General features: G+C 64.3%; 15 protein-coding genes. 9 read left to right on the forward strand and 6 right to left on the reverse strand.

All coding sequences use genetic code 11. The annotated features are described in order from the left end of the window. Positions 1-10 precede the first annotated feature (10 nt). The 3 genes from IPV69_RS02605 (at position 11) to IPV69_RS02615 (ending at position 3,281) form a co-directional block, all read left to right on the forward strand. A complete protein-coding gene (locus tag IPV69_RS02605; RefSeq protein ID WP_206293358.1) occupies positions 11-1,381 on the forward strand; it encodes a hypothetical protein in 1,371 nt (456 codons plus the stop codon). A gap of 126 nt (positions 1,382-1,507) precedes the next feature. Beyond that, positions 1,508-2,245, forward strand: a complete 738-nt coding sequence (locus IPV69_RS02610; RefSeq protein WP_206293359.1) for a phosphatidylserine decarboxylase — start codon at positions 1,508-1,510, stop codon at positions 2,243-2,245. Positions 2,246-2,258: 13 nt separating this feature from the next. Continuing rightward, a complete protein-coding gene (locus tag IPV69_RS02615) occupies positions 2,259-3,281 on the forward strand; it encodes a CDP-alcohol phosphatidyltransferase family protein (protein ID WP_206293360.1) in 1,023 nt (340 codons plus the stop codon). Between the two features lie 121 nt (positions 3,282-3,402). Here IPV69_RS02615 and IPV69_RS02620 read toward each other — a convergent pair whose 3' ends face one another. Beyond that, a complete protein-coding gene (locus IPV69_RS02620) occupies positions 3,403-3,849 on the reverse strand; it encodes an arsenate-mycothiol transferase ArsC (protein WP_206293361.1) in 447 nt (148 codons plus the stop codon). Between the two features lie 740 nt (positions 3,850-4,589). Here IPV69_RS02620 and IPV69_RS02625 point away from each other — a divergent pair. The 3 genes from IPV69_RS02625 to IPV69_RS02635 are packed head-to-tail and all read left to right on the forward strand — an operon-like array spanning position 4,590 to position 6,925. Next, positions 4,590-4,808 carry a hypothetical protein gene (locus tag IPV69_RS02625; RefSeq protein WP_206293362.1) on the forward strand — a complete coding sequence of 73 codons (219 nt, stop codon included), beginning with the start codon at positions 4,590-4,592 and terminating at the stop codon, positions 4,806-4,808. A 3-nt stretch (positions 4,809-4,811) separates the two neighbouring features. Beyond that, positions 4,812-6,266, forward strand: a complete 1,455-nt coding sequence (locus IPV69_RS02630; RefSeq protein ID WP_206293363.1) for a hypothetical protein — start codon at positions 4,812-4,814, stop codon at positions 6,264-6,266. After that, the gene (locus tag IPV69_RS02635) at positions 6,263-6,925 is read left to right on the forward strand and encodes a trimeric intracellular cation channel family protein (RefSeq protein WP_206293364.1); all 663 of its coding nucleotides are present in this window, start codon (positions 6,263-6,265) and stop codon (positions 6,923-6,925) included. Before IPV69_RS02630 ends, IPV69_RS02635 begins: the two co-directional genes overlap by 4 nt. A gap of 65 nt (positions 6,926-6,990) precedes the next feature. Here IPV69_RS02635 and IPV69_RS02640 read toward each other — a convergent pair whose 3' ends face one another. Continuing rightward, positions 6,991-10,737, reverse strand: a complete 3,747-nt coding sequence (locus IPV69_RS02640) for a hypothetical protein (protein WP_206293365.1) — start codon at positions 10,735-10,737, stop codon at positions 6,991-6,993. A 184-nt stretch (positions 10,738-10,921) separates the two neighbouring features. Then, positions 10,922-14,614, reverse strand: coding sequence for a beta strand repeat-containing protein (locus tag IPV69_RS02645; protein ID WP_206293366.1), 3,693 nt, complete (start codon positions 14,612-14,614; stop codon positions 10,922-10,924). A gap of 395 nt (positions 14,615-15,009) precedes the next feature. Between IPV69_RS02645 and IPV69_RS02650 the strand changes: the two genes are divergently transcribed. Further along, complete coding sequence (locus tag IPV69_RS02650) at positions 15,010-16,308, forward strand: outer membrane beta-barrel protein (RefSeq protein ID WP_206293367.1); 1,299 nt, start codon at positions 15,010-15,012, stop codon at positions 16,306-16,308. Positions 16,309-16,456: 148 nt separating this feature from the next. On the opposite strand, the gene IPV69_RS02655 is transcribed toward IPV69_RS02650, so the two are convergent. Both IPV69_RS02655 and IPV69_RS02660 read right to left on the reverse strand, forming a co-directional pair. After that, the gene (locus IPV69_RS02655; protein ID WP_206293368.1) at positions 16,457-17,416 is read right to left on the reverse strand and encodes a M48 family metalloprotease; all 960 of its coding nucleotides are present in this window, start codon (positions 17,414-17,416) and stop codon (positions 16,457-16,459) included. A 294-nt stretch (positions 17,417-17,710) separates the two neighbouring features. Further along, positions 17,711-21,799, reverse strand: coding sequence for a hypothetical protein (locus tag IPV69_RS02660; protein WP_206293369.1), 4,089 nt, complete (start codon positions 21,797-21,799; stop codon positions 17,711-17,713). Positions 21,800-21,997: 198 nt separating this feature from the next. Here IPV69_RS02660 and IPV69_RS02665 point away from each other — a divergent pair, with 198 nt between their 5' ends. Both IPV69_RS02665 and IPV69_RS02670 read left to right on the forward strand, forming a co-directional pair. Then, positions 21,998-23,995 carry a HEAT repeat domain-containing protein gene (locus IPV69_RS02665; protein WP_206293370.1) on the forward strand — a complete coding sequence of 666 codons (1,998 nt, stop codon included), beginning with the start codon at positions 21,998-22,000 and terminating at the stop codon, positions 23,993-23,995. A 63-nt stretch (positions 23,996-24,058) separates the two neighbouring features. Further along, positions 24,059-24,538: a hypothetical protein gene (locus tag IPV69_RS02670; protein ID WP_206293371.1), complete on the forward strand. Its 480-nt coding sequence runs from the start codon at positions 24,059-24,061 to the stop codon at positions 24,536-24,538. Positions 24,539-24,648: 110 nt separating this feature from the next. Here the strand turns inward: IPV69_RS02670 and IPV69_RS02675 are convergent, their stop codons facing one another. Next, positions 24,649-26,262 (reverse strand): hypothetical protein, encoded by a 1,614-nt coding sequence (locus IPV69_RS02675; protein ID WP_206293372.1) that lies wholly within the window; start codon positions 26,260-26,262, stop codon positions 24,649-24,651. Positions 26,263-26,595: the final 333 nt, after the last annotated feature.

A 26,595-nucleotide genomic window follows, 5' to 3' on the forward strand; every position in this document is an offset into this window, starting at 1 on the left:
AGCCGCTCTCATGTTCAAGCCGCTGATTGGTGGAGTCGTCACTCTGTTGCTTCTCACTGCGGGTACCTCGGGGCAGGTCGCTCTCCCGCCGACGACGCAGCCCGCCCCCCTCAGTTACGTGGAGATTGTCGAGCGGGCGGTCGCCGCCAATGCGAACCTCTCCGCCTTGGAAAAGCAGACGCAGGCCAAGCTGAAGGAACTGTCCGGCGTTGTCGGCCCCGAAGCCGATGCGATCCGAAAGGATCTGCTCATCCGTCGCCGAACCGCTGACCGCCAAGCCTGGATCGCCGACCGACGGCTGAAACTGTACTGGCTCGCGCAGGCTCTGCCCGAACAGTCCCGCGGCGACCTCGCCAATTTGCTTCCGGACGAGGAAGACGCGCTGCTCGACGCCCGCACCGTGCCCCAGCGACTGTTCGTCCCACTTCCGCCCAAAACCTTCGATAAGACGCCTGTCGAAGAAGTGCTGGCCTGGATCGAGACCAAGAGCGATGTCCGCGTCGTGGCCGACTGGCCGGCGCTGACCAAGATCGGCGTTTCCAAGATCGACGTCGTTTCACTCGACGTCGGCAAGTACGACAAACCCGCGATGGATACCGTGAAGACGGTGGTTGCCGCGCTGGCAAAGGACTTGGCGGTGATCGATCCGCGGCAATCCGATGCGGTGCTGATCTCGACGAAGGAAGGCATCGGGCAACTGCAGGAACGGGACCGGCTGCTGACCGGCCGCGTCAAAAGCCCCGCGGCATGGACCACGACGCCGTTACTTCAGCCGGCCGCATACACACAAGTGCCGCTGATCGAAGTTTTGGAGCGCATGCTGGGTTCGGCGTCGGCCGAGGTGCATTGGGATCGTCTGGCGGCGTTGGGCATCAAACCGGACACATCGGTGTCGATTACCCTGGGCGTTCACCGGATCGGTCACGCCTTTGCGCTGCTGACGGACGTGCTGAATGCGATCGCACAGAAGCCCGGGGCGGTGACCTTTGACCTCTCGCCCGAAGGCGTGGTCATTCTGTCAGATAAGCGTGGCCTGGCCGAGGCGCTTGCCGCGGCCGACTGGCTGGCGGGGGCGGTCGCGAAGGAACCGGAGCTGAAGGGGAGTCTCGCCCAGCACATCGCCGACATGCGCGGGCAGAATGTTCCCCTGGCCGACGCCGTGGCATTCGTGCGTCAGGCGGCGAACCTGGACATCAGGCCCGACTGGGCGAGCCTCGCCGCCAGCGGCCTGACCGAGAAAACACCGATCACCCTCGACCTGCCCAGTCCGCCGGCGTCGCAGGCGCTGCGGCTGATGTTCATCCCCCCCGAAGGCAAACCGCCGGTCACCTGGAAGGTGGAGGGCAAGACGCTGGTAGTCAAGTCGGCGGGAACGCAGTAGGCAGTAGTCAGTGGTCGGTAGTCAGACGCAAGCCCTCGCTCTGGCACTGACGACTGACTACCGACCACTGACTACTCGATTCCCTGCGTTGACAACCATCACCGCGCGACCTAGCTTGCCGGTCGAATGTTTCGATTCACACGACACGGTTTTAAAGAGATGCTCGTCGGCACCGTTGTGCTGGCGTTGATGGCCTTTGCGCTGGGCTGGGCTTGGTGGCCGTTGGCTATCCTCGTCCTGCCGGTGCTTATCTGGCTTTTTGCGTTTTTCCGCGACCCGGAACGGCCGATCCCCGCCGAAGAGCGGATCATGGTCAGCCCGGCCGACGGTACCGTCTCGGACATCACCGAGATCGAAAGCGAACCACTCCTCGGCGGCGTGCCGGCTGTGCGCGTGGGCATCTTCCTGTCGGTGTTCAACGTCCACGTCAACCGCAGCCCCTGCGACGGCAAGGTGCTTTCCATCACCTACAAGAAGGGCAAGTTCATCAATGCCCTCCAGCACGCCAAGGCGTCGGACGAGAATGAAAGCAACACCGTCGTCCTCGGCGAAACGACGACCGGCAAGCCGGTCGCGGTCGTCAAGCAGATCGTCGGTCTGATCGCGCGTCGCATCATCTTCACCGCCAGCCAGGGGGATTCTCTACGGATGGGGGATCGCATCGGCATGATCAAGTTCGGCAGCCGAACCGAATTGGTGATCGCCAAGTGGCTGGAGCCGAAGGTCACGGTGCAGGTCGGACAGGTCGTCCGCGGCGGGGCGGACATCGTCGCCAAGCTGGGACAGCCGATCCACACCACCGTCAAGCAGCCTGCCGACGGGGAAGAGTTTGAGCCCATCGGCACGCGGGTGTCGCCGACCTGATTGCCCGGACGGAGTGCTCGAATCGATCATCCTGCGCGACCACCTGGCGCAATCACTTGGTACGATCGACCTGCTGATGACCGAAACACCGCCAATCTCGCCGCGCCATTCCGCCCGCGAGCGACGCCGGCTGCGCCTTCGCCGCCACGGCAGGCGGGCGTATATTCGATCGGCGTATTCGCTCCCCACGCTTGCGACCCTGGGCAACGCGATCTGCGGCTTTGCCGCGATGTACGTCTGCACACTCAACTACTCGTCCACCGATCCGATCACGACCTGGCTGCTGCAGCACCGCTTCGTCGCGGCGGCCTACCTGATCTTCATCGCGATGCTGTTCGACGCCCTCGACGGCCGACTGGCACGGCTCACCCGGCACACGACCGATTTCGGCGGACAGCTCGACAGCCTGGCCGATGTGATCAGTTTCGGGGCGGCCCCGGCGTTTCTCGTTTTGCAGGTGTTCAAGGAGAGCATCATCCGGGAGAACACGATGTTCCCCACGATGGTCTCCCGGTTCATCTGGGCCGCCGGGGCGCTTTACATGTCGTGCGCCGCGATACGGCTCGCGCGGTTTAACGTCAGCAACGAGCACGGCGAGCAGCACCACTTCAGCTTCCTGGGCCTGCCGTCGCCGGGCGCGGGGGCGGTGGTCGCCGCGCTCGTGCTGATGCAGCAGGACTTGGTCATTCAATCCAGGACCTGGGCTCCCGGTTTTGCCGCCGACCTGTTCCGGACCCTGTCGATCGGCTGCCTCTGGGCGATGCCCCTGGTTACGCTTGCGACCGGGCTGCTGATGGTGAGCAACGTTCGCTATCCTCATTTGGTCAACCGTCATCTCCGCGGCAAGCGTTCTCTCGGACGGCTCATCTTCCTGCTCGCGATTCTGTTGGGCCTTGTCGTGGCGCATCAGTACGTCATTGGCATCGGCACGCTGATGTACGCGCTGGCCGGCCTGCTGGGATCGACGTGGGTGCGGATGAAAGCCCGCCGCAATGATCTGGCGACGCCGAGTTCCAGCTCGGCTCGGCCCGATTAGCGGTCGCACCGCAGGTACACTCTTGGCGATTGTTGAACAAGAAGAGTGCACCTGCGGTGCGACCGCTAATCGGCGTTGCCGGATAAACCTAATGAACCGCCTACCGTGGGCAATGTCCGCGTTACGGCCTGCCGAGTTCTTCGACCAGTTCGATTACCCGCCGTTCGATCAGTGCCAGCGCCTCGGCGGGGCCTGACTTGTCCAGGTCGTGAACGTGCCAGTAGGTGACCCGGTCTTCCCAATCAGGAAACTTCTGCCGCAGGTAGGGCCGGTGCTCGGCTTCCTTCAGCGCGATCACTTTGTCGGCCGACATCAGGTCGGTCGTCTGACAGCCGATCGGCAATCGGGCGGTCGACGTGCACTCCAACCCCCGGGATGACATCGCTTCCAGGACGTACTTCGACACCGGGCCGATATTGCAGGCACCCAGTTCGATCGCCAGCGCCCGCGAGTCTGCGACCCAGTGCAGGTTCGCCTTGCCGGCGTAGTGGTTGAAGAGAATATGCGCGTAACGGCTGCGGTAATAGTTGCCGGTACACAGGAACAACACGCGGCGGACGGACGTCATGCCGGCGATTGTCGCGGAAAGCCACGGGCCTGTCATGCGGCTGGGTGGGGAGCCCGCAATCCATGTAAGTGCGATGAGTCAGCGCTACCCGCGCGCTTTCGCGGGCGGGCAAAATCCACTTGCATTCCGGGATGTTTAACCTAACATATATAGAACAAAATCGACGTCGCCTTGGGACCGGCGACGCCATTCCTCCATGCGCCGGTCGGCGGGTGTGATCCGTTGGCATTGGCGTCTAGTCCATGGAGATCTCCGCCCTGGACGATCGATAGCGATCGGGCCGGGGTGGTCGTGTTGGCATGGGCAGAAGAGACGCAGGGAGTTAGAGACCTCGAGACGGAGAGAGGAAGTGGCCAGGCTGATCGATCACTCGGGTTCGTTCGGCGATGTCGTCTCGGGTTCGTTCGGCAGGAGGGATGTATGTCAGGGACCGCCGACGGCTCTGTCAGTGACACGGGCTTCCAGCCCGTGCGTGCGATGTGGTGGTCGATCGGCGCTCCGGACGACGGCCTCGAAAGTCATCATTGCCGACTGTTTACTGATCGCGAGGAACAGGAGATGCGAAATGAACGGCTGCCTTAAGCATTGCGCACCATGCACGGGCTGGAAGCCCGTGTCACTGATGGTGTCGTTCGACAAGTGGTCCTCGGGTTCGTTCGGCGGGGTTGCGCTGGGTTCGTTCGGTAGTCTGCGCTTCGCGATTCGATGTTGGGCGTTGGGCGTTGGGCGTTCGATGTTCGATGTTCGCATTCAGCCTCGGGTTCGTTCGGCCAAACGGCAATGCACGGAAGCGCGTCTTTGCCACAACCCCCTCCCTAGTAGCCCTCCCCTGGAATACCGAAGGACGGGACGAGGAGGCAATCTCGGGTTCGTTCGGCGACGTCGCGCTGGGTTCGTTCGGCGATCCGCGCTCTGCCGCATTTGTGAAAGAAGTTCATTGCGGCGACAACATCAGGTGAGTCATGACGACGCCTGCTTTATCTCAATCCGATCGATCCGCCGACCGGCTGTCCTGGGGGCTGATCGCGCTGCTCGCCTTCACCGGACTGCTGGCGTGCTTTGCGACGTTGCCGCTCATCTGGGACGGCGCGTATCAGTTCGCCAACACCCTTCAGCACGGCCGGCCGCACGTTTATGTGGGCTCGTGGCAGCATGCATACCAAGGTCGATTCCACACCTGGTTCCTCTGGTGGCCGGTCGTCTGGGCGAGCAAGTTCACCGATCACCCGCTGATCCTGCAGGCGATCTACGGCATGCCGTTCCTGCTCGCGCCGGCGTTTTCGCTTGCCGCGTGCTGGTGGATCGTGCGGAAGCAGTCGCCGGGGCTGATGCTCTGGGCGCTCTTCGGCATCGCGATCGGACCGCTGCCGGGGCAGTGCTTTGCAATCAACGACTCGATCCTGCTGCATCATCTTCTGTGGCCGATCTTTGTGGCGATGTTCGTCGGGCTGTCATGGCCGAAGATCGTGCTCCTGTCGGTGCTGGCGTTTTTCCAGTTGGCTCAGCCGATGGGGATTGCCAACTGCGTCGGGGCGGCGATCGCCGGGGTGCTCGTCGCGTGGGCGCGGCCCGATCTGCGCCGCCGGCAGTTCGTCCGGGCCGGACTGTTGCTGGCGGTGGCCGTCCTGGGCGTGGCGAGATTGATCGCCTACCCCGATTCCCAGGCCGCCGACGAAGCCTCGCCGATGGAAGTGATCAAGCGGTGGCACAACGGCGTCGAAGGATTGCCGCTGGCCGGCATGATCTTCTTCTGGCTTGCGGCACTGGCGGCGGGCCTGACGACATGGATCGGCGACCGCTGCGACGATACCGTCGACCATCGCCGCCGTCGTGAGTTCTGCAACGGACTCGGCTGGCTCGCCGTCGCTTGCGCGACGATCGGTGCGGCGTTCTGGGCGGGGTGGGCGATGGACGAACAGCGGTGGCGGCTCGCCGTCGATTACCGGCGTTTCGTGCTACCGCTGTCGCTGCCGTTTTTCCTCGCCGCGACCATCGAAGGCGTCGTAACGGCGACGCGCCAAGCGAGCATTCCCCGCACCATCGCGCCCGTGCCCGAACGCCGCGCCCTGCCCATCATCCTTGCCGCCACTTTCGCCGTGGTGCTCGTCATCCAGAGCTCGCTCTGGTTTCAACTGGTTCGGCGGCTGAGGTGGGAGGTCAATTCGAGTGCGCAGGCGGTCGTTCACAAGGCGTCGCTCCCCTGGACGCGCGGCACCGCGCTGGATCACTGGTCGCTGCCGACGGTGTACCTCGCGATCGAAGGCAGGCACCAGCACAAAGCATTGCTGTTTGCCGACGAATGGGCCGCGCCGCTCCACGAAAGCCCGCCGCGTATTCCGATCGTGCAGTGGGAAAGCTACCCCGTCGATCCCGGAGCAGAAGGCTACTACCGGTTCGACCTGCAACCCCGGCCGTGAAGGACTATCGCTTCGAGAGCAACATGTCGATCTTCTACTTCATCGGTCTTCTGGGCGTCGCGGTCTCGGCGGTGTCGGGCGCGCTCAGCGCGGGTCGCAAGCAGTTCGACCTTATCGGCGTCGCCGTCCTGGCGCTGGTGACCGCGATCGGCGGGGGCACGCTGCGCGACATCCTCGTAGACCGGCGGCCCATCTTCTGGATCGCCGACCCGACGTATATCTGGGTCATCCTCGCGGCCGCGTTTGCGACAGTCCTCTACGCCCGCTTCCGCGACCCGCCGTGGCAGATGCTGCTGGTTGCCGACGCGCTGATGTTGTCGTTCTTCACGATCAGCGGGGTCTGGGCGGCGGAAGAACGAGACCACCACGCGTTGATCGTCGTCACGATGGGAACGATTACCGGATCGGCTGGCGGCGTGATCCGCGACGTGCTGTCCGGCGAAGTACCGCTGCTGTTCAAACCCGCCGAGCCGCTTTACGCCACGGCGAGCATCGCCGGCGGCACGATGTATGTGGGGTTGGTCAAGTTGGGCGTCGCCGCTTCGCTGGCGGGAGGTATCGGGATGGGTGTGGTTCTGGCGATCCGCATCGCGTCGATCCGATGGGGATGGAAGTTGCCGGTGTTTCGGCTGGGCGCGGGAAGTGATGGAAGGAGGTAGAGACGGAGAGAGAAAACAGAAGACGCGAATCTTCCACTTCGTCTCTCCGTCTCTTTGTCTCTCCTCTACAAGACTTCGAACCGTTCGTCGGCCGCGGGATCGACTTTGCCGGGCACCTTGATGCTACCGAACGCGCCAGCGAAGAACCGGCTGGCGCCATCAACGACACGCTTGACGACGATGGTCTTGATCAGGCTCGCCGCTCCGCCGATCACGACGCCGCCGTTGATGTACACGCCGTCCACCGGATCAAACCCGGCCCCGACGGCCGAGGCGGCGACCGTGCCGGCGACGGTGAACTTGGTGATGGTGGCCGCGGCGAAGGCGTCGTCACCGCCGCCGATCGACTGATCGGCACCGAGGTTGGTGCCGGCAAGGACGACCGCGCCGGCAAGGTCTCCGCGGAAGTTGGCATTGGCGATGTTACCGGCCGCCGCCAGTGTGCCGCTGAGGGTGCCGACGTCGATCTTCGTCAGGCCGCCGTTGATGTAGAGGGTTTCGGTAATGTCGGAGGTCTTGGCGGTGATGGCACCGAAAGCGCCGTCGGAGGTGACGCGGCCGAGCCGGGCACGTCCGTCGCCACCTTTGGTGGTGACGGTTAGACCGGAGGCGGTCGAGGTGCTGGACAGGACCAGGTCGATGTTGGTTCCGTCATACCGAGCGGTGCCCACGCCGGCCTTGAGGGACAGCGTGACGAGGGTGCCGTCGGCGTCGGTGAAGGTGAGCTTGGTTGTCTTGCCGTTAATGACACCGAACTGGCCGACAGCGCCGGAGCCCGGCGCGTTGAGCCGACGGATGCCGGCACCACTGGTCGGCGAGGCGCTGCTGGTGACGGTGACCAGGCTGCCGTCAGGCTGGAGGGTGCCGACCGCCTTGATGGCGAATCCGCCGACGACCAGTGATGTCGCCGGGTCGGAGATTCCCGAAGCGACCGTGAACTTGCCGTCGGAATCGAACCCGGTCTCGGGATCGCCGTCGGCGGTGAAGGCCGTGACGGCGGTCTGCGGGGAGCCGCCGGAATCGGTCGTGCCGATGACGATGATTTCGCCGGATCCCTGTACGACGACCGAGTCGGCGTCGTCGTCGCCGCCGAAGTCGGCCGTCGCGACGCCGTCGCCGGAGAAGGTGGCGTCGAGCGCCCCGGCGGTGTCGAGCCGAACGACGCCGAACAGCCCGGCCGAGGTCCGGTTGGCGACGAGAACTTTTCCGTCGCTCTGAACGGCCAGGCCGACGGTGCGATCGACCGCACCCAGGGCTGAATTGACCGCCAGCGCGGAGATGGTCTGCACCGCGCCGCCGTTGAAAGCGGGATCGAGCGAGCCGTCGGTTCCGAACCGGGCGACGAACACGGTGTCCTGCAGGTCGCCGGCGGCGACGAGCTGGCCATTGGACTGGAGGACCAGCGACGAGACGGTGCTGTCAGAGGTCGTCGGAAGCAGAACGGTTCCGCCGGTTCCGAAACCGGAAGCGGCCTTGCCCTTCTTGTCGAGCTTCGTGAACGCCAGGGCGTTGGTCGTGCCGCCGGCAAAGTAGACGGAGCCGTCGGCGGCGGCCGCGAGGCCGAACGCGATCTCGGCCGTGCCGCCGAGGTCGATGACGGCCGACCCCTTCGTGCCGTATGCCGCGACCTTGCCCTTGGTCGAATAGCGGGCGACCAGGAAATCGCCGCCGCGGGCGCCCGAGACCGTGACGAGTTTGCCCGTCGGTTCAAGGGCGATGTTGTAGTAGGCGTCGTTCGTGCCTGTGGCCGTCACGACCTGGCCGTTGCTGCCGAACGTGGAATCGAGCGAGCCGTCGGCGTTGTAGCGGCGGATGATGCCGACGGAGGTGCCTGACGAGAGGTCGCCGGAGTGGCCGGCGATGTAGACCTTGCCGTTGAGATCGACCACCGCCGATTCGGCGACGAAACCGGCACCGACGGATGTTCCGCCGTTGAAGCCGGGGTCGATCGCCGGCTCGTTGATCGGGATGTCAACGTCGAACTGTGCGGGTGTGCCGCTGGCGGCGTTGCCGAGGGTGTCGAGGACTTGGCCGGCGACCAGGGAAATGGTGTAGGTGTCGTTGTCGGCGGCGTCGAACGATCCGCCGGGCGGCGTGAAGGTGTAGGTGACGGTCATCGGCGAGCCGTCAGCGCCGGGGCTGGCACTGGCGCCGGTGACGGTCAGTCCCGCCGCGCCACCACCGGTGATGGTGATGTCGCCGGTGTCGATCGATGCGAACGAGACGCCGTTGGGGTCGGAGTAGACGACGGTCACAGTGCCGCTGGTCGCGCCGGCGGTAGTGACGGTGGCCGGGTTGGTGATAACGGCGGCCGGGCCGACCCCGGCGCTGAGGTTGACCGTGAAGGGCGTGCTGGTGGTCGGGGCGGGGTTGCCCGAGGTATCGCTCACGCTGCTGGACAGCAGGGTGACGGTGTAGGTGCCGTCGTCGGCGGCATCCCAGGTGCCACCGGGCGCGGCGACGGTATAGCTGGCGACGATCTGCGTTGCGTCGGCGTTGGGATTGAGCGTGACGCCGCTGACGGTCAGGTTCCCACCGCCGCTCCGCGAAACCTGGATGTCAGCGACGCCGATCGAAGCGGCGCTGACGGCGACATTGTCGGTAAAGGTGACGGTGACGGTAACCGTCGCCGCAGCGTTGGCCGGGGCGGGCGTGTCGATGACGGCGGTGGGGGAGGTGCTGTCGCCGCCGCCGCCCACGGGGGTCAGGATGAAGGCGCGTTGCGTGCCATTGAGCACGCCGGTGCCGACGATCACGCCGCTGTCGTTGATGCCGGTGGCTTCCGTGAGGAACCAGCCGCTGCCGGCGTCGATGAGCGTGTTGAGATCGACAAGAGAGGTGCCGTTGTGAAGGACCGCACGCTGGTCCACGAGGTCGGAGTTGTTGGCCGAGTATCCGACGACGACCCCGCCGGCGTTGACATCATTCCCCTGGGCGACGTTGTCGCCGCTGAGGCGGCCGAGATTCGTCATCGTCGTGCCGTTGAACAGGAAGATGCGTTCCAGGGTGACATTGTTCGTGATACGGCCCGACTTGCCGGTGATCAGGCCGGCATCATTGATGCCGCGGGCGCTGGAATAGCTGTCGCCGGAGACCACGCCCATGTCGATCAGGGCGCCGTCGGTTCGGCGGAACGCGTGCAGTTCGCCGGTGGCGGTGTTCGATTCGCCGGCGATCTGGCCCGAGGAATTGATCGCGAGCGCTTTGCTGTAGTCGGAGCCGACGGTGCTGAGCGTGCCCAGGTCGGTCATCGTGCCGCTCTGCCAGAGAAACGCGTGCTCCGGGCCGAACTCGTCTTCGTCCTGCGACGAGCCGACGACCTGATCGCTGTCGTTGATCGCGGTTCCGATGCTGAACGATCCGCCGAGCGTGCCGAGGTTGGTCTTGCTGGTGCCGTTAAAAAAGAATGCGCGGCTGGCGTTGCTGCCGTCGATGGCGGTGCCGGTGACATTGCCCGAGGCGTTCAGGCCGGCGGCGAACGAATCCGGCCCGCCGAAGGTCCCCAGGTCGGTCAGGCCACCGCCAGTGCGCAGTGCCGCACGCCGGCTGGAACTTCCGCTGCCGTCGGCGGTGAGGTCGGCGGTGACGGCGGCCTGTCCGGTGTTGTTGATGCCCACGCCGTCGCTCGTCGCGCCGCCGAGCGTGCCCAGATCGGTCACGGTGTAGGTCGCGAACAGGGTGCGGGCTTCGAGCGATTCAATCGCGGTGCGCGCCGCGGCCGCTACCCGGGCGACGCCCGGCACGGGCGAAGGGGGTGTCATGCGGCGTTTGGCAGACGGGCGGCGGGCGATCGACAACAGCAGGGAACCCATGCGTATCCTCCGAAACTCTTCGGCACATCCCGCCGCGACACAACACGCGGGCGGCATAGCTTGGCAATCCGTCGCCGAGCAGCAATCCCTGCGGCCCGGGGTCACGCTCACTCAGCGTGTCGGCATTCTCCAATATTCGGTCTTCGGGCCCGGGGGAAGCCAGACCAATCGCCGCTTTTGTCCGTCAGGACAGGACTCGGAAGTGCGGGTCGAGCGTCGGAACGATCTTTTGCGGGATCTTTGCCGTCGCCGCGAACGCACCGGCGCTGAACAGGGTCGAGGCGCTGACCCCGACTTTGACCGTTACCGCGCCAATCGAACTGCCGCCTACGCCTGCCAGGGTGTCGTCGCTATCCCCGAACGTCCCGTTGACCGGATTAACGCCCGCCCCGACAAACGTCGACGTTACCTGCCCGTTGACCGTCAGTTTGGCGATGCTGCCGGCGGCGTAGGCGTCGGCGGCATCGCCGTTGCCGCCGATCTTGCTGTCGGTGCCGAGGTTGACGCCCGACAGGACGAACGCACCCGATGCGTTGCCCAGTATCGTCAGCGCGGTGATCCCGGAAGCCACCGCCAGGGTGCCGCTGAGGCTGCCCAGTTGCAGGCTTGCCGCGGCACCGGCCACGAAGCAGGTGCCGACAAAGTCGGCAGGCTTGGCGTTGACCAGTTTTATATCACCATCGGCGCGCAGGTCGCGAATCATCACCCGTTTGTCGCCTTTCTTCGCGACAACGCTGAGCGTGGTGGCGCTGTCGGACCCGCTGACGATAAGGTCCAGCACACTGCCGTCCCAGAGGGCTTCGCCGGTGGCGTTCTTCAGCGACAGGGTGACCTGTGTACCGTTCTCTTTGAGGAACGACAGCTTCACATTCTTCCCGCCGACATCGCCGAAAAATCCGAGAACTCCCGATCCCGGCATCAGTATTCGGCGAATCGGAGAACTGGTCGCCTTGCTCGACGCTTCCCCCGCGCTCAGCAGCAACCGTCCGTCGGTCTGCATCGCACCATTGGCGTGAAGCACGAAGGGGCCGGCCGCGCCGGGACTGATGACCAGCGAGCTGTCGGCGGTGAACTTGCCGCCGGACGAGAAACTGGAATCGAGCGTGCCGTCGGCCTTAAGGGCCGCGATCGCGATCTGGCGCGTCGAACCGCCGGTGTCGGTGGTACCGACGACACAGATCTGCCCGGTCCCCTGAAGTCCGATGAAATCGACGTCGTCGTCGCCGCCCATGTCGATGGTCGCAAGCGAGTCGCCGCTGAAGGTGTTATCGGCCGAGCCATCGGCATTGAGGCGGCGGATGGCAAAGTCGCCGCCGGCGGAGCGGCTGCCGATGATCATCTTCCCCTCGCGCGATACCGCCAATCCCACCGTGTGATCCTGCCGTCCCAGGTCGGTCCGCACGGCAAGACCGGTCAGGCTTTGCACGCCGGCAGTTCCGAAGCCGGCGTCGGAACTGCCGGCGGCGGACAGTTTCACGACCGCGACCGTCGTTCCGACGGTGCCGGCAGCGACGATGGTGCCGTCGTTCTGGACGTCGATCGCGCCGATCGCACCGTTCTGTCCGCCGGGCTTCAGCAGCGTCGCACCACCCTGACCGAACGCAGTGTCGATGTTGCCTCTGGCATCGAGCCTGCCGAAAGCGAGGTTGCCGCTGCTGGTGCCGCCCAGCAGCAGGGCACCGCCGGGCAGTGCCGCAAGGGCATAGACGGTGTCGTCGGTTCCGCCCCAGTCGGCCAGCACGATCCCGCCCTGGCCGAAAGTCTTGTCGAGCTTTCCTTTGGAGGTGTAGCGGACGACTTCGAGTTCACCGGCGCGAAAGCCGGCGGCGACGATTCGCTGCTTGTCGTCAACGGCAACGGCAAAGAACCCGTCGTTGTCGTTGGGAAAGCTGATGATCTGACCGCCCAGGCCGAAGAACGTATCGAGACTTCCGTCGGCATTGAGCCGCTGCAGCACCGACTGGCTCGTGCCGGCCAGCCGGTCACCTTGCCGTCCTGCCACCAGCACACGGCCGAGCAGATCGGTCGTCATCGCTTCGGCGACGAACCCGGAGCTGATCGGAGAGCCGCCATTGAACGACCCGTCGGCAACGGCGTTGGTCGAAGCGACATCGACTTCGAACTGCGCCTGGGCCAGTGGCGTTGTGTTGCCTCCGCTGTCGAGCACAGCGCCCGGAAGGACGGTGATCGTATAGGTGCCGTTGTCGGCGTTGTTCCAGAAGCCGCCGGGGGCGGCGACGGAATAGACCGCCACGATCGACGGGACGTCGCTGTTGGAACTCTTGCTGATGAGGGTGACTGCCAGCGCGCCGCCGCCGTCCTGGACGACCGACACATCCCCCGAGTCGATCGACGAGGAATCGATCGCCTGGTTGTCCGTAAAAGTGACGGTGATCTGCGTGGCAGTAATGCCGGCCGTGGTGATCTGCGAAACCGGCGTGATCCCCACGACGGGGGTTGTAATATCCGGGAGGTTCGCCTGAAAAGTGGTCGTCGTCTGTGCGACGTTGTTGCCGGCGGTATCTTTGACGCCTGCCGACAGCACGGTGATGGTGTAGGTGCCGTTGTCCGAGGCGTCCCACGAACCGCCGGGCGCCGAGACGGTGTAGGTGGCGCTGACACTGCCGCCGGTACCGCTGGTGGTCACTCCGGTGACGGTCAGATTGCCGCCGCCGCCGTTACGGGCAACGGTGACGTCGCCGGTGCCGATGGTTCCCGTGGCAATCGCGACGTTGTCGGTGTAGGTGACGGTGAAGGTGTACGTCGGTCCGCCGGCAGTGGTGATGGGCTGGGCGTTAAACGTGGCGGCGACAGGGGGCGTGGTGTCGGTCGGGATGTTGACGGTAAACGAGCCGGTCCCGGTGGCACTGTTGCTCTCAAAGTCGCGCACCTCGCCGGTTTGCACGGTCACGTTGTAGGTGCCGTTGTCGCCGAGACCATCCCACGACCCGCCGGGGGCATCCAGGGTGTAGGTGGCGACGACCGATTTCGGGTTCGAGCTGTCGACCGTGACGCCGGAGACGGTCACCGCGCCATTGGGACCCGTAACAGCCAGGTCGTTCGGGCCGATCGAAGACGCGTCGATGCCGGCGTTGTCGTTGTAGGTGACCGTCACGGTGTGCGTGGTGCCGCCTGCAGTCGTGATGTTGGTCGATGCGACGTCAGCGGTCGGGGCGGTGGTGTCATTTTCGACGACCAGCAGGGGCCCTGCGCCGCCGCCGACCTCCTTCGACTGGAACGTCGATTTGCCCGTTCCACCGGTACCGCGGAACACCAGGCCGATGACGGTCGCGCCGGCGGCCTTCTGGGCTTGCAGAAAACTGGTCACGTTCCAGGTGTAGACCTGGGAAATGCCGACGACCTGCGTGTCCAGCGAAGCGCCGGTGGAGCCGGGCCGGTTGTTGTAGCGAATCTCGCCGACGGGGTTGTCGTCCAGGTTGTACCCCGGGGAGGCAAGGCTCGGCTGAACGCCGTTGCCTTCCACCCAGTTGGTGTCATTGCCGGCAAAGATCGAGACGTTGCTCGTCCCGGCCAAAATGTCGGCGGTACCGCCGGTCATCTGAACGGCTGCCGACCCGACGCTGGTCACCGAGCTGATATCGAACTTGACGAATATCTCTTTCCGCACCGCCAGGTCGAGTTCGACGCGGAGTTCGGGATCTGCACCGAAGTTGGCATTCGCGACGTTGCTGTCGGTATCCGAGCGTTCGGTGTCGGCGTCGGCGATCGCCACCAGGGCTGAGTTGAACACCACCCGAGGTTCCAACGACTCCACGGCGGCGCGGATCAGCCGGGACATCCTGCGGTCGCTGCTGCGGCGCGGGGTCGGGAGGGAGGAGCGTTGTCGCAGGGGGGGCAAATCGGAACGAAAACTCATGGCTTTAACAGTATGCACCGTATTCTTGGACGTTCGGCGACAAAATACAGGTCCGCAGCAATCGGTATATCCCGGCCTCGGGGCCTACGTAACGGGTGGAAGGCCAACCATTCATTGCTGTAAATTGCGTTTCACGCCTTCGTCCCCTCGACTCGGAGGGTCTGTATCTTATCGGCGATCGCAGGCTTTGGCCGATTGCCTGATCGGCGCCATCCCACTAGATTGCCGCGTCCGGGCGGAGTTCGATGCCGTGGGTCCGATAACGTTCCGTTCTGCGACGTGCCGGACGGGCAACGACTGATCGACTCATCGATTCGATATCCTCCGGCCGATCACGTCAAATCACTGGTCCGGCTTTTTTGGACGTCGCCACATCGGCGCGAAGGAGACACGAGATGCGGATTCGATCGAACATCGTATTGACGGCGGCGGTTATGGCGGCGATGGCCCAGGCGGGCCTGGGCGCCGACTCGGCCCGCGAAACCGCGCCCGTCGCGGTACGCAGCGCCCCGGCCCCGGTCGCGCCGGTCGCCGATGTCCCGTCCCGGCGGCCCTTGATGAGCATCATGGACAAGGTCGGTTTTGCCAAACCCCTGGAAGACGCCGGCATCCAGATCTACGGCCACGTCGAAGGATCGTACACCTACAACTTCGACGACCCGCCGAGCAGCCTTTCGGACTACGCCCTGCCGGTCGGCAAGTTCATCGACAACCCGGGCCGCGTCTTTGACGTCGAGCACGACAAGGTGCTCATGAACCAGCTCGACCTCAACATCGAGCGCGTCGTCGATGTGACCAAGGGACAGTTCGACATCGGTGGACGCGTCGAACTTCTCTACGGTGCTGACGCGCGGTTCCTGCATTCCAACGGCATGTTCGACAACTACGACGACGACGTCACCACGAGCATCACCGGCGGACCGCAGAACCAGTTCGACATCCCGCAGGCCTACTTCGACCTGGCCGTGCCGGTGGGTAATGGGCTGCGCATTCGCGTAGGTAAGTTCACCTTCTTTAAGCAGCATGACCCCAATGCCAGCGTCTTCTATTCGCACAGCTTTACCTTCGGCGCTGCGTTGCCCTTTACCCTGACGGGCGCCTTCGGCACCTACGTGATCAACGAACAGCTGTCGGTGGACGGCGGTTTCAGCCGGGGCTGGGACCAGTCGATCGACGACAACAACGATGCGATCGACGTTTTCGGTCGCGCCCGATACGCGGTCAACGATGATCTGCTCCTGACCTTCGCCGCGATCGCCGGGCCGGAACAGGACGGCGACAACGACAACTGGCGCGTCGCTGCCGACCTGACCGTGACCTACAAGCTCGGCGATACCACCACACTGCTGGCCGACGTGGTTTACGGCTGGCAGGCCAACGCCACCGGCGGGGGCGGCGACGCCTACTGGTACGGTGTGTCGCTGTACGCGATCCAGGAACTGAACAAGTCCGTCTCGGCGGCGGCTCGTCTCGAGTGGTACCGTGACGAGGGCGGCTACACCACCGGACTCGACCAAACCCTCTATGAAGCGACGGTCGGTCTGACGATCAAGCCGTTCCCCACCGACAAGTACCTCCAGCACCTGAAGATTCGCCCGGAAGTGCGCGTCGATTACTCCGACGAAAACTACTTCGACGGCTTCAGCCGGCAGGTGCAGTTTACCGCGGCAGTGGACGCGGTCTTCAACTTCTGACCGGCACCCGGGGATTCGCAACTCCCCGGAGGCACGTACCGGCTGGAACGCTTCAACAGCCACGGATGAACGCCAATGGACACGGAACTGGAGCATCTGCTCCGACGGTTCCGTGTCCATCGGTGTTTTCCGTGGCGATTGGTCTTGGTTAGCTGGGCTCGATCTTCGGCGTCGGCGGGGCGGGAGGGACAACATCGCGACGCAACTGCCCCTGCGCCTGCTGTTGCACGGGTAGGTCGGCCGGAAGAATCACGTTGGGGAACGCCGCCAGGTAAAACGCCGCACGGGTGTTGTCCGGAATCTTCTGGCTCTCGTTCTGAGCCTGACGCTTGAGGTCGGAGAACGTCTGCGGGTCGGCGACGGTCGGCTGTCGCCAGTCGCGCGACTGCGCCGGTAGCGACGACGCGAGCGACCGGGCCGACGATGCCCGCGCGCCCAGGGTTGCACGGGGCTGGCCGTCGCCGCCGGTGGTCGGCGGAAGGTCCAGCCGCTGAACGTTGCGAAGCCTTTCGTACGCCTCCGCGAACGCCGATGGGTTCCATCCGCCGCGGGCGTAGAACTCGAACGCGCGCTTGTCGGCTTCGAGTGACATCGTTCCGGAGAAGGGGAACGTGAGATAGAGGTAGACCACCCGGTCGATGGAAGCCTGGTCGGTCACCGGCCTCAGATCGGGTTTCATGCCGGTGCGCTGGATGTCCAGGTCAAGGGCGTGGGCGTACTGCACCGCCATGAGCGCGGCAAGTTCCTCTTCCGTCTGGCAGGCCTGTACCAGGCCGTTGTAGACGTAGATGTGCCCGCCGCCCGTGCCGAAGGCGTTGACCACGTCGCTGTCCACCAGGTGGAACTTCATGTTCGCAAAGGTCGGGTCGCGGGTGTTGCCGACGTTCGCGGCGGTCGCGCCCAGGATGATCCGCTTGCCGATCTCGGCGAAATACTCGTCGAGATCACGATCGCGGATGATCGTCGATTGCAGGGCACTCTGGTGGAGTTGCTCGGCCTGCTGCACGAACTCGGCAGCAGGGCGGGGGCCGGTCTGACAGCCAACACCGGCGAGCAGACACACCGCCAGGGCGAGGAAGGTCGGTCTGAGTGCGAGGCTTGAGTTCACGCCCGCAAGCTTACGATTACAGCGGAAGGATGTCATCAGCTCAGAGTCTTGGCCCTCGAGTGCTTTCCGGGTGCCATGCAACCCCGGCGACGATGTCCGTCGACCCGAGGGTTGCCAATTGGAAGTCCGACTTCATCACGAAGGCACGAAGAGCACAAAGGTCACGAAGAAGAATCACGACGCGAAACACCCGTCGGACGCAGTTCCCATTCTGCATCTTCTTCGTGTCCTTCGTGCCCTTCGTGGTGAGATCGGACTTCCGCAGATCCGATTCGCGCTGCCTCACGCGATCATTCATTTTGCAGTCAGGAAGGTTTGCTCGTCCAGGATGTACTTCATGCGTTCGGCCATCGTCCGGGCCGGCGCGGTGAACGCCAGTCTCAGGCCGACGTCGGCGTATGGATCGGTCGTGGCGCTGACGGGGTAGGGTCGAGTGACATCCAACTCGGGCGCCGAAAGGCCCGAGCCGCCGATGACCGAGATCGATTCGCCGTGCTCCTTGCAGAAGCGGACGACACCTTCGAGGCTTCGGCGGTCGGGGACTGCGTCCCAGAGGTCTTCACGCTCGCAGACGAACTCGGCGACGTTGCCGACGAGGTTCTGGAAGCCACCGCCTCCGGCCGTTACCGCTCGAAAGAACAGGGTTTTGTCGTCCGCGGTGCCGACGGTCGCGGCGGCCGGCCGCTCCATCGATTTGGGCCAGTAGACGCCGGCGAGGTCTGCACCGGGCCATTGCGTGGGCACATCGGTGGTCGTGAACTGCTGCTGCACCTTCCAGGTGGCATCACGGAGGTTGGCGTCGATCTTTGCGGTGCCGCCCGACTGCCTGCTCTCCATCTCATAGGCGGTCAGCCATTCGCGGGGCGAGGGCAGGCGGCAATTGAGCACGGCCGCGGCGTACAGCGCGGCCTGTGCCGGCAACTGCTGCATCGGGTGGTCGTACTTCGGATTGTCGCCAGCCTCGGGTTTCAGCGCCGATCGGTTGAACCGAGTCTGGCGAAGCGGCGTGGCAAACTGGAACTGCGTTGCGGTGGCGGCCGCGGTATCAAAACGCCAGCTCTCGAACCGGTCGATCGCCGAGTTATTCGCCGACGGTCGGTCCCAGGCCCGGGGGCCGCGCAACGGAATCGGCGGAGCACCGCCGGGTATGGATAAGTTGCCGAGCAGTGTATTGGCCGCGGTCCAGTTTCCGGTCGAATTGATCAGCTCAATGAACTGCCCGAGGGAAAGCTCGGTCGTGCAGAGATAGAACGGCCGCCGGCGGGGCGGCTCGATCCGAAGAAACTTCAGCGTGTAGCGATCGCGGATCGGCAGGGAAAAACTCTCCGGTGGCGTAGCCGCGAGCAGTTGCGCCTCGCCTGCCATCGGTTCCTGATCGCTCAGCCGCGACAGCTTCCCGGCCATGTCGGCGACCTGCGGGCGGTCGCGCAGATCCGTCGACGCCTTGAGGAGCTGCTGCGATGCACTACGAACGACGGTGTCGTTGGCGTCCGTGATGGAAATCCTGGCGATATAAAGCGCGTAGTTGAAACGCGGCGCAGGATCGAGCTTGTCGGCCTCGGCATCGGTCACGAACATCGCATTGCGGTACCGCTGCGCGGCGATGATCCGCTGCTCGACGGCCGCCTGAGCATCAGCCCCGGCCGACAGTACCGCGCCGTTCACAAAACGTCTCCAACGTGCTGGCCCCTGGGCCCGCCAGTCGTCGGCGGCCGCTTTGCGATCGGCCTCCGACTGGATGGAGTTGATCATCGGCGCCAACCGATTGCGGATCGCCAGTTCCGTGTCCAGGTCGGCCGCTGCGTCCGGCCAGTGGTTTCTGCCTTCCGCGGCTTCTCCAAGCTTCCGCCAGGCGGCCAGCACGACTTCGGTGGCCTCGGCCTCTTTAGCTGCTTTCACCAGGTCGGAACTGGTCATCGCCGAAACGGCCGCGAGATTGTTGATCCGCGAAAGGTCCTTCTGGACCAGGCCGCTGATAATGGGGTCGCGCCAGAACTCCGGCTCCTTTGCCGCCCATGCGGTATCCGGCCGGTCCGCCGGGCTCAGCAGCTCTTTGCGGATCGGAAAGTCCCTGGAGAGCGACCGGAGTTTGTCGCACCAGTCGATGAACCGTTTGCCCTGCCCGTCGACGGTCGCGGCAAACCGTTCCAACTCGGGGACCGCCGTGTCGGTGCTCGCAGCCCAGGCCGACAGCATGGACAGATCCCGCTCGCGGCGATCCCATGCGGCGGAAGAGAATGTCTCGGGCAAGCCCGACGTCACCGGCGGGAACTGCTTGTCCAGTTCCGACAGAACCCCCCGAACCAGTTCGGCATCCCCCTTAGCTTTCTTAAATGCCTCGGCGTCTTTTGAAAGCGCCTCGACCCTGCGACGCTGGACCTCGATGTATCCCTTCCAACGGAGTTTGAGTGCATCAGAGGCACTGGCGAGCGGCTGATCGATGAACGAAAGCCACTGCTTTGGGTCGTCGAGGCGGACCCACTGCTTGCGCACCGCGTCCAGTTCCTTTTGTACGTCGCCGGCGCGGAGTGAAATCTCCCCCTGTCCCCGGGCAACATCCTTCCGCACGAAGCGGGTTTCGCGCAGCGACGTCAATTTGCCTTCGAGCTGCGCCCGCGCGGCTGCGTACTGCGACTGCTCGGCGTCTGAGAATGCCTGCCGTTTTACGTCGGCGATCAGCTTCTCGTAAGACGCGGCCAGCGACAACAGCGGCTCGGCGGCCGGATCGAGCCTGACCAGCGCGTACTGATCGATTGCCGCCAGCCACTGGATGATCTCGGCTTCGGTGGGGTTGGCGGTGTTGAGCTGGGCGTCGATGTCGGCGGCGATTCGGTCGCGGCCATGGTCGCGCGGGAAGCCTTCGCGGACGAGCTTTGCGAGTGATGCCGCCAGCGGGAGGCGGGTCTTAAACGCCTCCAGTCCGTCGAAACCGACGTCGGTCATTCGAAGCGATTTGCCGACCGACTCACGCAGTTCGCGTGCGAATGCGATGAGAAGCGGATCGCCGCTGTCGCGGACGGTCTGCAGGTCGGCGTCATACTTCAGCCACTGGTCGTCGAGCCAGATCGCGTCGTCGGTGATGCGACTGGTGACGTCCATCATCCGATCGAGCCCGACGGCCAGGTCGTTGCCCGCCGTCGGCGTGACGCCGCGATTGAGTTCCTGCAGATACGCGGCGGGCTGTGCCCAGCCGCGGGTTTCGTAGCGCTGGCGAATGCCGTTCATCGCCGACAGGCGCTGCCACCGTTCGGGCGCCAGATCGCGTTCGATGCGTTCGACGACGTTCAGTGCCGAGCGGACCTTATGGTATCCGTCATAGCTGAGCACCGACGATGCCGGGTCGAACTGCACGCCGGCCTGCCTGGCCTGTTGCACCTGAAGGATGATCGACTTGAGTGTGTCGTCGACCGAGTAGCGGCGGACCCGTTCCGGATCGGCCAGTGCCCTTTCGAACGCGCCGAACCACTGTTGCTGCACCGATGCGAGCTGCGTGCGGGCTTCGGAGTGGGTCTTCACAAAGAACCCGACGCCTGCACCGGCGAGCAACAGCGGGATGGCGACGATCGCGACCCACTTGCGCGACCTGCGGACCGGTTTGGGCGTGAGTGCGTGAAGCGCTACGGCGACTTCGACCAGGTCGCCGGGACGTTCCGCCGCGTTGGGGTTCAGGAGCCAGTTGCACAGTTGCAGCCATCGCTCGGCGTCGGGACCGAGGCGTCCCCAGGCGGCGGTAAAGGTGACCGGCCAGACCGACCCTTCGAGCGTCTGGAGCGCTTCCTCCCCCTTTTTCTCGCGGAACGGCCTTTTGAGCACGAGCCGGTGAATGAGTTCGCCCAGCGCCAACAGGTCGGCCGAGCGGTCGCGGGCACTGCTGGCCTCGACGGACGGATCGTCCAGGACGACGCGCGTGCTTTCCGGCGAGGCAAGGCGAAGGTCGTCGCGAATCAGGATGTTGCGAAGATGGAGATTGCCATGGGCCCGGCGCCTGGTCTCACGAAGCTCGGTCAGCCCGCGCACGACCGACCATACGATCGTGTAAAGGGCGTGCACCTCGACCGGGGCGGGGCGGTCCACCAGGGCCTGCGCCGTCAGGGGGTAGAAGTCGGTAACGAAATAGGCGTCCTCCGCGTTGCCCATCTCGATGACCCGGGCCCAGTGACGCGTACCCTGGTCGGCGAGCCGCTTCTGCAGTTCGGCTCGTTCAATAAAGGTCTGTGCAGCGGCCGCGCCTTCGAGCAGGCCCAGGGCGTCGATGTCGAATATCTTGACGACAAAGTTCCCCAGGGTGTCGGCGCTGTCACCGGCACGGCGTGCACGGAATGCTACCGACAGTGTGGACCTGCCGATCTCGGAGAGGATTTCGTAATTGCCGGCCTGGGGCATCAGGTCAAGTTAGGGTGGTGGGAGTTAAAGCAGTAAGTCGCACGCGAAAGCCAGTCGAGCCGAGCCAACTTCAAGATCTCGCCGCCCGCCGACCCCGGGAATTGCGAGATTCCTGATGCTAATCATACCACTACGGTGACCCAAGATGGTGGACGGAAGGTTTCAAGGCTGGCGGCGGGTACGTCCGATAAACCAGAAGTGATCCAGGACCTTCTGCTTCTCGCACTCATCCGAAGCCGCAACGAGGCGGCCGACGATGTCCTGGTGGAGTGCCTGCGCTTCGGCAACGAGGCTGAACAACTTCGTGCACTCGACGCGATCATCCAGAAAAAGAGCGTGCGTGCCCTGGTGGGGGTGCTGGCGCTTTTCGACCGGCTTCCCGAAACCCTTCAACTGGTCGTGCTGAAGCAGATCAAGGCGTTTCACATCGCGATTCGCGAAGGCGGACGCAGTGACGATGCCGCGATTCGCGTCGCCGCGATGAAACTGATCGCCAGGGGACGTCAGGGTCGCCTGGCGTACGTGTTATCGGAGAACCTGCACGAGGCGAACGAAACGGTCTCGCGCGCGGCCGCCGAGGCGATGGTGGCCCTGGCGCGATGGGTCGCCAGCGAAGCCAAGGCGCTGCAGCGCGGCATTATCGAGAATCCATCAGACATCAACCACCCGGCCGCCACACAGCAACAGGCGTACGACCTGCTGATGGAGCAGCGGCCGGAGATCGAGGCGGCGATCGCCAGGGCGCTGGACGTCCACCGCGGCCGACACAGCCAGGACCTGCTGCGCGGGGCCATTCTTCTGTGCGACAGCACGGCGAGCCGGGCGTTTCAGATCCTTGCAACACCGAAGCACGGCGGCCAAACGCCGATGGTGCGACGGCTCCAACAGGCGCCCACGTCCGAGCACGTTGACGCCTTTCTACTGGGCGCCAGCCACGGACACCTTCGTTCGCACTTCGGGACGGCGTTCGCGCACATCAGCGAAGCGCCGGTGCTCGATGCCTTGCTGCGAAGGACCTATTGGCTCAAGGACAACAGCCTGCAGCTGTGTATACAGCAGGTGGGTCGCGGGGTCTGGTGGTCGGAGTCGGATTTGGCCCGCGATCTGGCGCGTCGCCGGCCGGAAGAGTCGGCGAAGATCGGCGAGTGGGTCTGTCTGTCCGGAACGCATGAGGCCCTCCAGGACGAGCGGCTGGAGAAGCTGCGACAACACGCTGCCGAAAGTGCCACGGCCCGCCTGCGGCTCCTGCGAATCGCCGCGAGGCGTCCACGCGGGACCTCGGTCGTGTTGCTCAAGAACTTCCTGACCGACGCCGACGAGCGGCTGATGCGAATCGCCGCGCGAGAGATCATTCGCCGCCGTCCACCCGACTACGAAAACCTGCTGCTTCAATTGATGACCTCCGCGCCGCCATCCGTCCGAAAAGTGGTCGGACGGGCGATCGGACAGTCGGGATTCGAGCATTTCTGGAACAAGTTCGATCGGCTTCCCAAGCCGATTCGCAGGCAGGCGGGCAGCGCGATGCTCAAGCTTCTCCCTGATGCAATCGTCCGGCTTCAGAAGCGGCTGAGCGTCGGACCGGCAGACCAGCGGCTCAAGGCACTGCAGATTGTTTACGAACTGGGGATGGCCGAATCAATGCGCGACGCAGTCGTGGCGATGTGTCACGATGCAGACCCGAGACTTCGCAGCAAAGCGGTGATGGTCGCCGGGCAGATCCCATCAGTCACGCCGGAGATGCTGGTGGATCGACTGCTGAACGACACCGATGCCAGGGTTCGTGCGAACACCATTGAAGTGCTCGAGAACAAGGCCGATGCACGATTCGTTCCCGTGCTGACCGAGCGTGCCCGATCAGCGACCAACCGCGAGCGGGCCAACGCAATCAAGGCTCTGTTTAAGATGCGGGTGTCTACTGTCAGCAATCAGTTGTTCACCATGCTCCGCGACGACCGCGCCGAGCACCGCATCAGCGCGATGTGGACTCTCCGCCAGATCGGCTGGTGGCAGCTGCTAGGTGAAGTCGGGCGTCTCGCCAAAGACGACAGCAACATCCGCGTGCGACGGTACGCACTGAACGTCCTTAAGGGCGTGGCCGATTTGTCCGCGGCGGCTTCGAGCGAGGCGGCCGGCAGGAAGGCGACTGGCATCGGCGTGGCGGAGACACCTGGACCCGCCGTCCGACGATCGGCATAGGTCAGGACTGACGCCGCACAGGATTGGCTCCGCACAGGACTGGTTCCTCACTGGATTGACTCAATGCACAGCCGAAACCTTGGTCTGACTCTGCTGCTGGCGTTGGCAGTCCCGTTTGCGGGCGGCGCCGGTGCCGCCGGACCCAGTCAGGAAGATGTCTTTCGCAGCATTCAGGACAGCGTGGGCGGCAACACCGATGCTCCCGATCTGCTTCCCTATGTCGCCGGAGCGGTCGGACTTCTGCTGCTGGTCGTGATCGTCAGCCAGCGACGTAAACGTGTCGTAACCACCAAATCGCTGAACCACCAGGGGAAGCTGCTGCGCGAGATCGTCAAATCCGTTCCGATCCGCGGCCGGGAGATGAAGCAGTTGAAGATCGTCGCGGAGAACACAGAAACCGATGGTCCGCAGCCCAGCCCCCTGACCCTGTTGCTGTGCCCGTCGGTGATGGCTCGAACGATTCAACGCCAACGCATGAAAGTCGATCGACGGGCGCTGATGTCGATCGCACGCAAGGCGGGTCTACAGGTTGCGAAAAAATAGACCTGAGAGCGAAACGATCGGGGCAAACGAAAGCCGGGGCACGCGAATGGCATCGCGTGCCCCGGCATCGTTATTCAATGGACTGGCAATGGCGTGGTCGTTCGCCAATTCTACCGGCTTCGCAGATCAAAATAGCCGGTGTAGTAGAGGAAACGGGTCTGGTTCAGCACCGGGATGCTGTACTCCTTGGCCTTATCCAGGACGGCGTCGTACTGAGCGGCCGCGGTTTTGGCGTCTTCCACCTGCTTCATGCGGACCGCATCGGCCGCGTCCTCCGGAGACAGCACCGGCACGGTGGGACGATGGCCCATCACCAGGAAGTCGGTATTGGGTTCGAGTTCCTGCGGCGTGTTGAGAGGCGTGACCGTCCCACCCCACTGAACGATCAACCGGCGAACCGTAGCCGTATCGGGCGCTGAAGGAACGCCGTTGTAGTCCAGGTCAAAGTCGCCGAACGTGGCGAATCGGAACTTGACGGCCTTGTTGTAAACCAGGTTGGCGATGATGTCGCCTTCGCGAATCACGACACCCTTCTGCACGCTGACGATCCGGCACTGCGACGTGTGGCCGGGGCCAACGCTGATCACTTCGATCGACCCCTTGAACGTATCCGGCAGCCGGTCGTAGCGCTCCGTCGCGGTCGACCCGACCGCACCGGGTACGCCGGCGGGGCCCCTCTGCTGAACCGATGTCAGCTTGTCATTGGCTTCCTTGGTTCGGCGGGCGGTTTCGTCGTCGAGGCCTTCGATGTTGGCATTCAACGGGGGAATGCCCCGGTCCTTGTCGAAGACTTCGAAAGTCATGCCGGCGGCGATGGCGTCGGACGATCCGAGGTTGATGTAGCAGGTGCCGTCGCCGGGCACGCGGGTGAGCACGCCATCGGCGAGGCGGACGGTGTTATCCCTGGGGTCCAGGCGGTAGGGCTTGAGGGCGGTCTTCAGGCGGGCAATCTCCGCCACCAGTGGCGGTACCTGGGCGTTGGCCGCGACGACCAACTGCTCGGCCGCGGTCGCCCGGTCGGTGAGCTGCTTGATCTGGTTGGACGTGTTGGTGTTGACGTCCGTCATCGCGGTCGCCTGCTTGGCGATCACCGCGTCAAGGTCAGCTTGGCGGGCGGCGAGCTGATCCTGAAGCGCCTTGACCTCCGCCACCTTGCTGTCGAGCGCGGTCTTGTGCTGGGCGAGCAGGGCGGCGTTCTTGGCTTCAGATGCCGTTGTGGCGGCGAGCGCGGCACGCTTCTCGGCGTCCAGCTTCACGACCGCGTCGGCGAACTTCTCCAGCGTGCTGGCCAGGCTGTCGTTCTGCGTGGCGCTCAAACCCAGGTCGCCGGGCTGGAGGTTGGCGGCCTTGAGCGTGGCTTGCGACTTGTTGATCGCGCCTTCGCCGAACTTCTTGGCGTCGTCGGCCGGAATACCAGCCTGGCCGGTGATGACCTTGGCGAGGAACTCCTTCTTCTTGCGCTCCAGATCGAAGGCGTTGTCCACGTTCAGTGGAGATTCCTTCATTTCCTCACGGGCGGCGGTCAGGTTCGGATCGGTCTGGTCCGCAGGGCCGATGCCCTTCATTTTGTCCACGACCGCTTTTTCGTTGTTCTCAGCCTGCTGGCGAAGTCCGCGTTCCTGGAAGTAAACCACGGTCGAAACCAACCAGAGAATGACAAAGATGACGATCGCGGTGATCAGACCGGCGCGAGACCCTTGTTGCGTTGGGAGCGGGGGGGGCATCACGACCTCCAGGGTGTGAAAAGACCAGGTGCACTCAGAGCGAACACGTCAATCCATGTCTGCTGACAGTCACAACAGCCACGGCGTCACTTCAACGTGTGGGGAAGGAACCGACATTCGGGCACAACGCGGAGGCCGGCGTCACCTCAAATCCGCGTCAACAAATGCCCATCATCGGGAAAAACCAAGACTCCGCCGCTTGAACCTGTCTTAATGTACCGAAGGGCAGGGCGGGGGGTCAAGGAAAAGGCACAAGCGTCGGTTTAGTCAACCTTAGGAAGTTTCCGGCCAGCCTATATCCATGCCTTCAAACGCCAATAGAATCTCGACCCG

The sequence above is a fragment of the Humisphaera borealis genome (genome assembly GCF_015169395.1).
Lineage (GTDB): Bacteria > Planctomycetota > Phycisphaerae > Tepidisphaerales > Tepidisphaeraceae > Humisphaera > Humisphaera borealis.